Source organism: Avibacterium endocarditidis (assembly GCF_002921145.1).
Classification (GTDB): Bacteria; Pseudomonadota; Gammaproteobacteria; order Enterobacterales; family Pasteurellaceae; genus Avibacterium; species Avibacterium endocarditidis.
Genome location: NZ_PQVI01000031.1, coordinates 1 through 14,091, shown reverse-complemented (window position 1 = coordinate 14,091; position 14,091 = coordinate 1). Strand labels below are relative to the sequence as shown.

7 protein-coding genes and 5 pseudogenes are annotated in these 14,091 nt (G+C 42.6%); 8 read left to right on the top strand and 4 right to left on the bottom strand.

The annotated features are described in order from the left end of the window. The 4 genes and pseudogenes from C3Z13_RS03185 to C3Z13_RS03170 all read left to right on the top strand — a co-directional run. The coding region (locus C3Z13_RS03185) for a RodZ domain-containing protein (RefSeq protein WP_146256859.1) at positions 1-418 on the top strand (418 nt) is incomplete at its 5' end. Positions 419-432: 14 nt separating this feature from the next. Next, positions 433-1,539 (top strand): flavodoxin-dependent (E)-4-hydroxy-3-methylbut-2-enyl-diphosphate synthase, encoded by a 1,107-nt coding sequence (gene ispG, locus C3Z13_RS03180; protein ID WP_103854016.1) that lies wholly within the window; start codon positions 433-435, stop codon positions 1,537-1,539. 10 nt (positions 1,540-1,549) lie between these two features. After that, a pseudogene (gene hisS, locus C3Z13_RS03175) lies at positions 1,550-2,817 on the top strand (histidine--tRNA ligase). A 9-nt stretch (positions 2,818-2,826) separates the two neighbouring features. Beyond that, positions 2,827-3,438 (top strand): YfgM family protein, encoded by a 612-nt coding sequence (locus tag C3Z13_RS03170; RefSeq protein WP_103854975.1) that lies wholly within the window; start codon positions 2,827-2,829, stop codon positions 3,436-3,438. A gap of 295 nt (positions 3,439-3,733) precedes the next feature. Here C3Z13_RS03170 and era read toward each other — a convergent pair. The 4 genes and pseudogenes from era to lepA form a co-directional block, all read right to left on the bottom strand. Continuing rightward, positions 3,734-4,658, bottom strand: a pseudogene (era, locus tag C3Z13_RS03165) (GTPase Era). Further along, a pseudogene (gene rnc, locus C3Z13_RS03160) lies at positions 4,655-5,333 on the bottom strand (ribonuclease III). Before rnc ends, era begins: the two co-directional pseudogenes overlap by 4 nt. An 18-nt stretch (positions 5,334-5,351) precedes the next feature. Further along, positions 5,352-6,382: pseudogene (gene lepB, locus C3Z13_RS03155) on the bottom strand (signal peptidase I). A gap of 12 nt (positions 6,383-6,394) precedes the next feature. Continuing rightward, positions 6,395-8,188, bottom strand: coding sequence for a translation elongation factor 4 (gene lepA, locus C3Z13_RS03150; RefSeq protein WP_103854974.1), 1,794 nt, complete (start codon positions 8,186-8,188; stop codon positions 6,395-6,397). A 329-nt stretch (positions 8,189-8,517) separates the two neighbouring features. Here lepA and C3Z13_RS03145 point away from each other — a divergent pair, with 329 nt between their 5' ends. From C3Z13_RS03145 to metK, 4 genes and pseudogenes are all read left to right on the top strand, one after another. Further along, positions 8,518-10,383: an LTA synthase family protein gene (locus tag C3Z13_RS03145; protein ID WP_245872522.1), complete on the top strand. Its 1,866-nt coding sequence runs from the start codon at positions 8,518-8,520 to the stop codon at positions 10,381-10,383. 136 nt (positions 10,384-10,519) lie between these two features. After that, positions 10,520-11,422 (top strand): CNNM family magnesium/cobalt transport protein CorC, encoded by a 903-nt coding sequence (gene corC / locus C3Z13_RS03140; protein WP_103854024.1) that lies wholly within the window; start codon positions 10,520-10,522, stop codon positions 11,420-11,422. Next, positions 11,419-12,956 (top strand): annotated as a pseudogene (gene lnt, locus C3Z13_RS03135) (apolipoprotein N-acyltransferase). The gene corC and the pseudogene lnt overlap by 4 nt, the downstream one beginning before the upstream one ends. A gap of 134 nt (positions 12,957-13,090) precedes the next feature. Next, positions 13,091-14,091 (top strand): methionine adenosyltransferase (metK, locus tag C3Z13_RS03130; RefSeq protein WP_103854972.1); only part of this gene is annotated, 1,001 nt, incomplete at its 3' end.

Here is a 14,091-nt window from a genome sequence, read left to right as displayed (position 1 = left end):
AAATGCGCAGCCGCAGATGGCAGCAGCTCAATCAGTGAATGTTGAAAATACTGATCGTCAAGCGGCGCAATCTGAAACTTCAGCACAGCTATTACAATCAGAGATGAATAAAATTAATGCGGGTGAAAATCTCAGTACAATGGAAAGTGCGGTGGAAAATTCTGAAATTTCTACGCCAGCAATGAATAGTGTACTGCGTATTGAAATTACTGGTGCGAGCTGCTGGGTTCGTGTACGTGATGCAAATCGTAAAGTGTTAGCGGAAAAACTTTATAAACAAGGTGAAGTACTTAATTTTAACCAACAAACTACTTATGATTTGACTATTGGCGCACCGGGTAGCGTAAAAATTACCTATAAAGGTGAGGCTTATCCGCTTAAAGTTGATGGCCGTGTCGCTAAATTCAAATTGCAATAAGCAAAGAGATCATAATGTCGTCATTTAAACCGAATATTAAACGTCGTGAATCGACAAAAATTTATGTGGGCAATGTTCCCGTAGGGGGCGATGCACCTATTGCCGTGCAATCTATGACTAACACACGCACCACGGACGTAGAAGCCACAGTGGCACAAATTAAAGCCCTTGAACGTGTTGGGGCGGATATTGTGCGGGTTTCTGTACCTACAATGGATGCAGCAGAAGCGTTTAAATTAATCAAGCAACAAGTGAATGTGCCATTAGTGGCGGATATTCATTTTGATTATCGTATTGCTTTGAAAGTGGCGGAATATGGCGTGGATTGTTTGCGTATTAACCCCGGTAATATTGGGCGTGAAGATCGCATTCGTGCCGTGGTGGATTGTGCCAAAGATAAGAATATTCCTATTCGTATTGGGGTTAATGCGGGATCATTGGAGCGTGATATTCAAGAAAAATTTGGTGAGCCAACGCCTGAAGCCTTGCTCGAAAGTGCCTTACGCCACGTTGAAATTTTGGATCGGCTTAATTTCGATCAGTTTAAAGTGAGCGTGAAAGCCTCAGATGTGTTTCTTGCGGTAGAAAGTTACCGTTTATTGGCAAAAGCGATCAAACAGCCGTTGCATTTAGGCATTACCGAAGCTGGTGGTGCAAGAGCGGGGGCGGTGAAATCTGCAGTGGGGCTTGGAATGTTGCTCGCTGAAGGAATTGGCGACACCTTACGCGTTTCTTTAGCCGCTGATCCTGTAGAAGAAATTAAAGTGGGCTTTGATATTTTGAAATCCTTGCGTATCCGCTCTCGTGGAATTAATTTCATCGCTTGCCCAACCTGTTCTCGTCAAGAATTTGATGTGATCGGCACAGTGAACGCCCTTGAACAACGCCTTGAAGATATTATCACCCCAATGGACGTTTCCATTATTGGCTGTGTGGTGAATGGGCCGGGCGAAGCACTGGTATCAGATCTTGGTGTTACGGGTGGCAACAAGAAAAGCGGTTATTATGTTGATGGCGAACGCCAAAAAGAACGTTTTGATAATGAAGATCTAATCAATCAATTAGAAGCAAAGATTCGTGCTAAAGTGGCACAACAAGATCCAAAAAATCGAATTATTTAAGGAAAATATTGTGGCGAAAACAATTCAAGCAATTCGTGGAATGAATGATTGTTCCCCAACGGAAAGCCCGTTGTGGCAATGGGTGGAAAGCAAGGTTCGTAATGTTTTACAAAGTTATGGTTATTCTGAAGTACGTATGCCGATTGTGGAAAGCACCCCGCTTTTTGCGCGTGCTATCGGTGAAGTTACCGATGTGGTTTCTAAAGAAATGTACACCTTTTGGGATAATGATGAACAGCTTACCCTCCGCCCTGAAGGAACAGCGGGCTGTGTGCGTGCGGCGATTGAACACGGCTGGATCTATAATAATGAGCAACGTTTGTGGTATCTCGGGCCAATGTTCCGCCACGAACGTCCGCAGAAAGGCCGTTATCGTCAATTCCATCAAGCAGGTGTGGAAGTGTTTGGGATCGCCAATCCAGAAATTGATGCGGAACTCATTTTATTAACGGCTCGCTTGTGGAAAGAACTTGGTATCGATCAACACGTTAGCTTACAACTCAATTCTATCGGCTCTTTAGAAGCACGCAAAAATTATCGCTCTGCGTTGGTTGAATTTTTACAGCAGCACATTGATTTGCTTAGTGAAGAAGAAAAAGAACGCTTAGAAAATCCATTACGGATTTAGACAGCAAAAATCAAGCCCTGCAACAAGTGCTAAACGACGCGCCTAAATTATTAGATTACCTTGATGAAGAAAGTCGCGAGCATCTCGCTCAGCTATGTGCCTTGCTTGATGCAATGGGGATTGCTTATGAGGTGAATCCAAAATTAGTGCGTGGTTTGGATTATTACAACAAAACTGTGTTTGAATGGGTAACCAGCGCACTTGGCGCGCAAGGTACAGTGTGTGGTGGAGGCCGTTATGATGGCTTAGTCGAACAGCTTGGTGGACACGCCACCACAGGCGTGGGCTTTGCAATGGGCTTAGAGCGTTTAGTATTATTGGTGCAAGAAGTGAATCAGCATATTGATCTACCAAATGCAGTGGATATTTATGTGGTTCATACGGGAGAAGGCACGACCTTGCCGGCTTTCCAATTGTCTGAAAAACTTCGCACAAATTTACCGCACTTACGCACAATGACCCATTGTAGCGGTGGAAATTTCAAGAAACAGTTTAAGCGCGCAGATAAAGTGGGCGCCAAATTTGCCCTTGTTATTGGTGAAAGTGAAGCACAAAATCAGCAAGTGGTGGTCAAAGATTTGCTTGGTGGCGAACAGCAAGTTTTAGCGCAAGCTGATGTGGTAGATTTTTTTAAAAATATATTTGAATAAGGAAAAACTATGGCTTATACCATTGAAGAAGAACAAGAACTGAATGAACTGAAAACGTGGTGGAAAGAAAATGGCAAATTAGTTGTCGCGATTTTCGTGCTAACCCTTGCAGGCGTTTTTGGTTGGCGTTATTGGCAATCTCATCAAATTGCGCAAAATCAACAACGTTCAGCACAATATGAACAGCTTGTGAGCCAATTTCAGGCGGATAAAGCAAACGTGGGAAGTGTAGAACAATTCGCACAAAGCAATGATAAAACCGCTTATGCTGTGTTTGCCTTATTAGATGCTGCAAGTATTTCTGTGCAAAAACAAGAGTTTGCTCAAGCAGAAAATCTACTTAAACAAGCCTTAACTAATGCAGATGATGATATTTTGCGCTCAGTAAGTGCGTTACGTTTAGCGGAAGTACAGTTCCAACAGCAGCAATTTGATAATGCTTTGGCTTCTTTACAACAAGTAAAAGGTGAGGCGTGGAATAGTGCCTCGCTGTTATTAAAAGGCGATATTCAACTGGCCAAAGGGGATAAAGAAAGTGCCAAAGCCAGTTTTGAGCAAGGGCTAAAAACAGCAAGTCCGATTGAGGCTGATCTAATTCAAGTGCGGTTAAATAATTTATAATTTTTTTAAAGGCTTGCAAGTGCAAGCCTTGTTTATAACTAAATTTGGTCAGCTATGAATAGTGTATGTAGTCAAAGCAGCGGAATAGCGAAAATATTCTCTATATCTCTCGTGATATAACAGATAAGTCCCGTTATTGTTAGGCTGTTAGTATTTAAGCTATTCTTTAGCTGTATGTAATGCTCTATAGAATTATGTGGAAATTGAAAATCCACATGTGTTACATGTGGATTGTTGGCTTTATACCATAGACAAAAGGAAAGAAAGCAGCAATACAAGTTTAATTGCTTTGCGTCTATTCTTCCATATATCCCAGACTGCGCAAGGCGCGTTCGTCATCTGCCCAGCCTGATTTCACTTTCACCCAAAGCTCCAAATGAACTTTGTTGTCAAATAAGCGTTCCATATCAGCGCGTGCTTCTGTACCGATCACTTTGATTTTTTGTCCTTTATTGCCGATAACCATTTTTTTTCTGGCCATCGCGTTCAACCAAAATTAGCGCGTTGATTTCATAAGTACCGCGTTCGTTCGTTTTGAACTGTTCGATTTCAACAGTTACGGAATAAGGCAGCTCTTCGCCCATAAAACGCATTAATTTTTCCCGAATGATTTCAGATGCCATAAAGTGCTGTGAACGGTCGGTAACGTAATCTTCAGGGAAATGATGTACGCCCTCACGCAAGGATTCACACACGATTTTTTCCAGTTCTTGCACGTTGTTGCCACGTTGTGCCGAGATTGGAATAATGGCTTTAAAATCAAATTTTTGGCTGATTTCGGTGATAAATGGCAGTAAATCCTCTTTATCTTTGATATTGTCGATTTTATTTATCGCCAACACCACAGGTGCTTTAGCACGGCGCAGTTTATTTAGCACCATTTCATCATCGGCATTCCAATGCATGCTGTCCACCACGAAAATAATTAAATCCACATCGCCAATGGCACTACTTGCTGCGCGGTTCATTAAGCGGTTAATGGCGCGTTTTTCTTCAATATGCAGCCCTGGGGTGTCCACATAAATGGCTTGATAAGGGCCGTCTGTTTGAATGCCTAAAATGCGGTGGCGAGTCGTTTGTGCTTTTCTTGATGTAATGGAAATTTTTTGCCCTAAGATTTTGTTTAATAAGGTAGATTTCCCCACATTTGGACGCCCTACGATAGCAATAAATCCGCAGTAGGTTGGCTGTTCTTGGTGATGTTCTGTTGTTTGTGTCATTTTATATCCAATATTTTTAAGATTTGTTCTGCGGCGGCTTGTTCCGCTTTACGGCGGCTTGAACCTACGCCAATAAAAGTGCGGTCAATTTGATTTTTTACGACATTCTACGGTAAAGGTTTGGTTATGCGCTTCCCCTTTAATATCAATTACTTTGTAGCTCGGCAAAGGGAAATGGGACGCTTGCAAATATTCCTGTAAGCGAGTTTTGGGGTCTTTTTGGTTTTCCCCTGGTTTGATATTTTTTAGCAGATCTTGATACCATTTTCGCGTAACTTGCGTACTCGTTGGCAGATCTTGATCAAGCGAAATTGCCCCAATAATGGCTTCCACGCAATCAGCTAAAATAGATTCACGGCGAAAACCACCGCTCTTTAATTCGCCCGGCCCAAGCAGCATATATTCGCCTAGCTCAAATTCTCGCGCCAGTTGGGCAAGGGTGGGTTCGCGCACAAGGGTGGCTCGCATACGGCTGAGCTCCCCCTCGTTGCATTTTGGAAATTGCTGATACAAAGCATCTGCAATGGTGTAGTTTAAAATCGCATCGCCTAAAAATTCCAAGCGTTCATTGTGATTTTTCGCCGCACTTCGGTGCGTCAGTGCTTGCTTAAGCCAATTAATATCTTGGAATTGATAGCCAATTTTACGCTGTAAGCGTTCTAAGTTTTTTGTCATTATTCTGATTATTCGATTTTATTCAATTTTGCTAAACATTCTTTCAAAACGCAGACCTATTGGCCATTCGCCTTGTTTTTTATCCAGGCTTAGCCAAATATATTTTGCTTTGCCGACAATATTTTTCTCTGGCACAAAGCCCCAAAAACGGCTGTCTGCACTGTGATTGCGGTTATCCCCCATCACAAAATATTCCCCTTCTGGCACAACCCATTCGGTGATGTAATTTTGCTGGTTGCGATAACCTTGATACAAGTAAGTGGCATTCGGCGGTTGTGGATCCCAATGAATTTGGTGGGTTACATCGCCTGTTTCGGTTACTTTTAACGGGTGAACATTGCTATATACCGGCTTACCTTGGCGATCTTGCCCGATGATAATATTAAAATCCGCATCAGGCTGCGGTTCGCTATAAGTAAACGCTTTAGTTACGCAATTTTCCGTACATTCTTTGCCGTCTTTACCATAAGTAATCGTAATATGGCGATCCGCTTCGTTATATTCAATGCGATCCCCTGGAATGCCGATAATGCGTTTAATGTAATCCACATTTGGCTCTGGTGGCGCTTTAAATACGATAATATCGCCACGCTGTGGCTTGCCTGTTTCGATCAAGGTATTTTGAAAAACGGGATCTTTAATGCCGTAAGCATATTTTTCCACCAGTAAGAAATCGCCTACACGCAAAGTGGGTTCCATTGAGCCAGATGGAATCTGGAATGGCTCAAATAAGAAAGAACGCAAAATCAAAACAAAGGCAAGCACAGGAAAAAGTGAAGCTAAAAACTCACCGCTCTCTGAAATCGGTTCGATTTTCGCTTTTCTTCTTCGCTTAACGATTTTCCGCTACGCTGTTCAACGCGCTGAATTTGGCGATCACGTCTAGGCTGCACTGCAAAACGATAATAAGCCCAAAGCGCGCCACAAAGTGCGGTTAATAAAATCAATAAAATGGTGAAGGTATTTGGCAAGCCTAAATGCTCCAACCATTTCCATATTCCATAGCCTGCGGCAATTAATAGAATAAAAAATATGTTTGATTTTGACATTCTCTTTCCTTGTTAATCTTTGCCAACGTGTAAAATGGCTAAAAACGCTTCTTGTGGCACTTCAACGTTACCCAAAGACTTCATTCGTTTTTTACCTTCTTTTTGTTTTTGTAACAGTTTTTTCTTACGGCTTACGTCCCCACCATAACATTTAGCGAGTACGTTTTTACGCAACTGTTTCACAGTTGAACGTGCGATAATGTGGTTACCAATGGCCGCTTGGATCGCAATATCAAATTGCTGACGTGGAATCAGCTCACGCATTTTTTCCACCAATTCACGGCCACGATAAGGGGCGTTATCTTTGTGGACAATCAACGCCAGCGCATCAACACGTTCACCGTTGATCATAATATCCACGCGCACCATATCGGAGGCTTGGAAACGTTTGAAACCATAATCCAATGAAGCATAACCGCGCGAAGTGGATTTTAAGCGATCGAAGAAATCCAGCACCACTTCACCCATTGGAATTTCATAAGTCAGCGCGACTTGGTTGCCGTGATATACCATATTGGTCTGCACGCCACGTTTTTCAACGCACAGGGTGATCACGTTACCCAAATAAGTTTGTGGCAACAGCATATTACATTCCGCAATTGGCTCACGAATTTCGCTAATATTATTCAGCGGTGGCAATTTTGACGGGCTATCCACATAGATCACTTCACCGTTCGTTTGCAACACTTCATAAACTACGGTTGGCGCGGTGGTGATTAAATCAAGATTATATTCACGCTCTAAACGCTCTTGAATAATCTCCATATGCAATAAGCCTAAGAAGCCGCAACGGAAACCAAAACCAAGTGCGGTGGAATTTTCTGGCTCATAGAATAACGACGCATCGTTTAGGCTTAATTTACCTAGCGCATCGCGGAAAGCTTCATAATCGTCTGAACTAATCGGGAATAAACCTGCATAAACCTGCGGTTTTACTTTCTTAAAACCTGGTAACGCGGTGCTTGCAGGATTATTGTGTAGGGTTAAGGTATCCCCTACTGGCGCGCCTAAAATATCTTTAATGGCACACACAACCCAGCCCACTTCGCCGCAGTTTAACACTTGGGTATCCACTTGTTTCGGGGTGAAAATCCCTAAGCGATCCACGTTGTAAGATTGCCCTGTGGACATCACTTTGATTTTATCGCCTTTGCGTAACGTACCGTTTTTAATACGCACGAGAGAAACCACGCCAAGATAGTTATCGAACCAAGAGTCAATAATCAAGGCTTGCAATGGGGCATCAGGATCGCCCTCAGGTGCGGGGATTTTTTTCACAATTTCTTCTAGCACATCTTCAATGCCCTGCCCTGTTTTAGCAGAACAACGCACGGCGTCCATCGCATCAATGCCCACAATGTCTTCAATCTCTTCCGCCACACGTTCTGGCTCAGCAGCAGGCAAGTCGATTTTGTTTAACACAGGCACCACTTCTAAATCCATTTCAATGGCGGTATAGCAATTTGCCAAGGTTTGCGCTTCAACGCCCTGCCCTGCATCTACCACAAGCAATGCCCCCTCACAAGCAGCAAGGGAACGTGAAACTTCATAAGAAAAATCCACGTGTCCTGGGGTGTCGATAAAATTCAGCTGATAGGTTTCGCCGTCTTTCGCTTTATAATTGAGCGTTACGCTTTGCGCTTTAATGGTGATCCCACGCTCACGCTCTAAATCCATTGAATCTAATACTTGTTCCGCCATTTCACGGTCGGACAGCCCACCACAGGTTTGAATTAAACGATCGGAAAGAGTTGATTTCCCGTGGTCAATATGCGCAATGATTGAAAAGTTACGAATGTTCTTCATATTTTATAAATAAACTAAACTCTAAAATTTGACTGGGCGATTGTACCTGAATATGCGTTGCTATGCTATATGAAAGGGAAAGTATTTCTGCGTTTGGAAGATTGAGTGAAGAAAACATTAATACTTTTGAGCGTTTGAATTTATTTTTTGTTTGAAATAAAAAAAGCAAGAAATTACAAGAACTTTTATCATTCTTACCGCTCTAACAAGCACAAACTTTTTTTCTTTTTTAGGAATTATTATGAAACTGCCTTAAAAAACGACTTGGTGCATTTTCCCCTATTTTTATTTTTTTCTGTATTAATCTCATTATTTTATCTATTAGCCGATTGTTACTTGGCATTTGGCAGGCCGATCGCATTTCTGCCGTTGATGGCTGGCTTCCTCTATTCTTACAAGGCATCAGGATTGATATAGCAAGTCTATGTTGGTTATTCGCCTTGCCCATTTTGCTCACTTGCTTTCTGGCAGGTAATGGCTCAATTGGACGGCTGGTAAATGGCTTTGTACGCGTATGGCTCGTGTTAAGTGGTGTGTTTATTATTTTTATGGAAATTGCCACACCTGCTTTTATCGAAACCTATGATTTCCGTCCAAACCGTTTGTTTGTGGAATATTTAGTCAATCCAAAAGAAGTGTTTACTATGCTCGCAAACGGCCATATTCTGGCGTTAATTTTAACTCCAATTTTGACCGCACTTTTTGCTTATGGCTTCTGGCGACTGTCTGCTAATTTATGGAAAAATGTGTCTTATCCAAAATGGTATTGGCGACCTGTGGTGTTCTTACTTGTCGGCGCACTTACCTTTATCGGCGCGAGATCAAGTTTTCAGCATCGCGGTATTAACCCAGCAATGGTGGCATTTTCTTCTGATCCCTTAGTGAATTCTTTAGTATTAAATTCTAGCTATTCCGTAATGTTTGCCATTCAGCAAATGAAAGACGAAGATCGCTCTTCTGAAATTTACGGCAAAATGCCACTAGACGAAGTGGTGGCAACCCTTAAACAGGTAAGAGGGCGACCTGCCAGTGATTATATTTCTGACAGCTTGCCAACAATGACAAAAAACGTGGCGAGCTATCAAGGCAAGCCAAAAAATTTAGTGATTATTTTGGAAGAAAGCCTTGGTGCGCAATTCGTCCAAACCCTAGGTGGCAAGCCCCTTTCTCCGCATTTTGATGAATTGGCAAAAGAAGGCTGGTTGTTTGAGAATCTTTATGCCACAGGTACACGTTCTGTGCGCGGTATTGAAGCGGTAACCGCTGGATTTACCCCAACGCCAGCCCGTTCGGTGGTGAAATTATCCGGTTCGCAAAATAATTTCTTCACCATTGCGGATTTCTTAAAACAGCAAGGCTATCAAACTTCGTTTATCTATGGCGGAGAAAAGCACTTCGACAATATGGCGAGTTTTTTCTATGGCAATGGTTTTGAAACCATTATTGATGAAAAAGATTATAAAAATCCACGCTTTACCGCCACTTGGGGTGTGAGCGATGAGGATCTTTTCGCCAAAGCCAATGAACAATTTAGCCAATGGCAAACAAGTGGAAAACCATTTTTTAGTCTGGTGTTTACTTCTAGCAATCACGATCCTTTCGAGTTTCCTGATGGCAAAATTGAACTTTATGAACAGCCTAAGCAAACCCGTAACAATGCCGCGAAATACGCCGATTATGCCTTGGGGGATTTTTTCCAATTAGCGAAAAAATCCAATTATTGGCAAGACACCGTGTTTTTAGTGATTGCCGATCACGATTCGCGCGTGAATGGCAGCACCTTAGTGCCTATCAAACATTTCCATATTCCAGCCCTGATTTTAGGGGAAGGCATTGCACCACGCCGTGATAACCGTTTAGTGAGCCAAATTGATATGCCGACCACCTTGCTTTCGTTGATTGGGGCGAGTGGCAATTATCCAATGCTCGGTTATGATTTAACCCAGCCGCAAGATCCGAATCGTGCGCTAATGCAATTCGACCGCACAATGGCTTATCGCAAAGGGGACGATGTTGCGATTTTACAGCAAAATCAACCTGTACAAGGCTTCCGTTATGATGCGCAAGTAGGAAAGCTCATTCCAGCTGAAATTCCCGAAGCAATGAAAAAAGAAGCCTTAGCTTATGCCTTGTGGGGCAGCTATGCTTATAAGCAAAAGCTGTATCGCACGATGCCAGCTACAAAATCGAAATAAAACAAAGTGCGGTACTTTTTGACGGAATTTTTTCTTTCAATATAAGAAAATCTTCCCTGCCCCTTGCTCAGTGGTTAAGTTTTGATATGATAGCCCGACTATTTTTTCATAAACCAAGAAGATAAGAGATAACAAAATGGCCGATGATAGCCAAAATACTGGCTTAGAAACAGCAAACAAAAAGAGCTTTTTACATTCTCTTTTTGGGCGATTTTTCCAAGGTGAGCTGAAAAATCGTGAGGAATTGGTGGAGGTGATCCGTGATTCCGAACAGAATGAATTAATCGATCAAGATACCCGTGAGATGATTGAAGGGGTAATGGAAATCGCTGAATTGCGCGTGCGTGATATTATGATCCCGCGCTCGCAAATTGTATTTATTGAAACAGATCAGGATCTGGATTCTTGCTTGGAAACCATTATTGAAAGCGCTCACTCACGTTTTCCTGTGATCACGGACGAAAAAGACAACATCGCCGGGATTTTACACGCCAAAGAATTGCTCAAATTTTTACGTTCTAATGCAGAAGAATTTGATTTACTTTCCCTGCTTCGCCCTGTGGTGATCGTGCCAGAAAGTAAGCGGGTGGACAGAATGTTAAAAGATTTCCGCTCTGAACGTTTTCATATGGCGATTGTGGTGGACGAATTTGGCGCAGTATCGGGCTTGGTAACCATTGAAGATATTTTGGAACAAATCGTTGGCGACATTGAAGATGAATTTGATGAAGAAGACGTGGCGGATATTCGTCAGCTTTCGCGTCATACTTACGCAGTGCGCGCATTAACAGATATTGAAGACTTCAACCAGCAATTCCATACCCATTTCGCCGATGAAGAAGTGGATACCGTGGGCGGTGTAGTAATGCAAGCCTTTGGTCATTTGCCGAAGCGAGGCGAAGAAATCACCCTTGAAAACCTGCATTTCAAAGTTACTTCCGCAGACAGTCGCCGCATTATTCAGTTGCGCGTTACCGTGCCTGATGAATGTTTGGAAGAAATGGAAACTCACGAAGAAAATAACGATAGCACTCAATGAAATCAGCATTAATTTATCTCATTGCTTTATTGTCAGGGGGATTAGGCGTTTTTGCCTTTTCTCCTTTTGATTTTTGGGGCGCGGCCTATGTTTCCCTATTGGGATTATTATGGGTGGCAAAAACAGTGAAAAAAAGCACCGCACTTTGTGGCGCATTTTTATGGGGCTTGAGCTTTTTTACTTTTGGGGTGAATTGGCTACACGTTAGTATTCACCAATTTGGTGGTTCACCTTTGTGGCTCAGCTATATTTTGGTGGTGTTGCTAGCGGCTTACCTTGCCCTGTTTCCAACGTTGTTTGCTTATTTAATTCAACGCTTTAAGGTGAATAATCTGGCACTTTATCCCGTGCTTTGGACATTCACCGAATTTTTACGCGGTTGGTTATTTACTGGCTTTCCGTGGTTGCAATTTGGCTACACACAAATCGACAGCCCATTTTCAGGGCTTGCGCCCATCTTTGGTGTGCAAGGGCTAACTTTCTTTGTAATGTGGGTAAGTGCGGTGCTTTTTTCGCTGATTTCTCACCTATTACAAAAAGATAAGAAATGGTTGGTGATCACTTCACAATCGGCGTTGTGTTTAATTGTAAGCGGTTTAGCGAGCTGGTCATCGTGCGCCAATTATACGCAAGAAAAGCCAGAAAAAGCCCTAACCATCACCCTTGTGCAAGGCAACATTGAACAAAATTTGAAGTGGGAACCTCATTATCTTGATCAAACCTTAGGGATCTATGGGCGTCTTATCGCTCAGCATTTAGGTAAAACTGATCTTATATTTTGCCAGAAGCCGCATTGCCGACTTTAGAGAATGATATTCAGCGATTTTTACTTTCCTTGCAGCAAGCAACCAAAGATACTGGGACGCAAGTGATGATTGGCACAATTTATCAAGACTGGCAAAAAGGGAAATTATTCAATTCCATCATAAACTTAGGCGATCCTGATTTACCTTATAGCGAGCAAACTAGCAACCGCTATAACAAACATCATCTTGTGCCATTTGGTGAATATGTACCGTTGGAAAGTTTGCTGCGTCCACTAGGCTCGGTGTTTAATTTACCGATGTCAGCGTTCCAATCAGGGGAAGAAATTCAGCAACCATTTTTAGCCAAACAGCGTAAATTTACACCTGCAATTTGTTATGAAATTATTTTCGGTGCGCAAGTGCAGAAAAATCTGCACGCAGAAACGGATTTCTTACTGACCATTTCCAATGATGCGTGGTTCGGCAATAGCACCGGCCCTTGGCAGCATTTGCAAATGGCAAGAATGCGTGCGTTAGAATTAGGCAAGCCTGAAATTCGCGCCACTAACACAGGAATCACTGCCTTTATTGATGCCAAAGGTCAGGTGATCGCCCAAGCACCACAGTTCGTGGAAACCACCTTAACCCAGCGTATTGCACCAACCGTAGGCAAAACCCCTTATGCACAATTAGGTGATATTCCATTGTATTTATTATGCTTTTTGCTAGTAATATTGCGAGGTGTGAATCTCTTGTTGTGGCGAATGATGCGTAAAAGAGCGGTGTAAATTTTGCAAATTTTTTCTTTCGTAGAAGCAAGCGTGCAAATGAATTAATGCTTGCTTTCTAAACGAAAAAGCGTATTATAGCCGTCTAGACGCAAAAACATCTAAACAAATTTATTTAAGACTAAAGGAAAGCTATGTCATCTTATTTATTTACTTCTGAATCTGTGTCAGAAGGACACCCAGATAAAATTGCCGATCAGATCTCTGATGCGGTATTAGACGAAATTTTAAAACAAGATCCGAAAGCCCGTGTGGCCTGTGAAACCTATGTAAAAACAGGTATGGCCCTTGTGGGCGGCGAAATCACCACATCAGCTTGGGTGGATATTGAAAATCTTACCCGCCAAGTAATTTGTGATATTGGTTATAAACATTCTGATATGGGCTTTGATGGCCATTCTTGTGCGGTGCTAAACGCCATTGGCAAACAATCTTCCGATATTAATCAAGGTGTGGATCGTGAAAGTCCGTTAGATCAAGGGGCGGGCGACCAAGGCATTATGTTTGGTTATGCCACCAATGAAACCGAAGTGTTAATGCCTGCGGCGATTACCTATGCACACCGCTTAATGGAACGCCAAGCGCAAGTGCGTAAAGACGGCACTTTGCCTTGGTTGCGTCCAGATGCGAAAAGCCAAGTTACACTAAAATATGAAAACGACAAAATTGTTGGCATTGATGCAGTAGTGCTTTCTACCCAACACGCGGAAGAAATCAGCCAAAATGCCTTGCACGAAGCGGTAATGGAAGAAATCATCAAGCCTGTGCTGCCAAGTGAATGGCTCGGCAAATACACCAAATATTTTATTAATCCAACAGGCCGTTTTGTGATTGGTGGCCCAATGGGGGATTGCGGTTTAACAGGACGTAAAATTATCGTGGATACTTACGGCGGTGCAGCGCGCCACGGTGGTGGTGCATTCTCAGGTAAAGATCCATCAAAAGTAGATCGCTCAGCTGCTTATGCGGCACGCTATGTAGCGAAAAACATTGTTGCCGCAGGCTTAGCGGATCGTTGTGAAATTCAGCTTTCTTATGCTATCGGCGTTGCAGAGCCTACATCTATTATGGTGGAAACCTTTGGCACGGGCAAAGTGAGCAATGAGTTGTTGGTGAATTTAGTGCGTGAATTTTT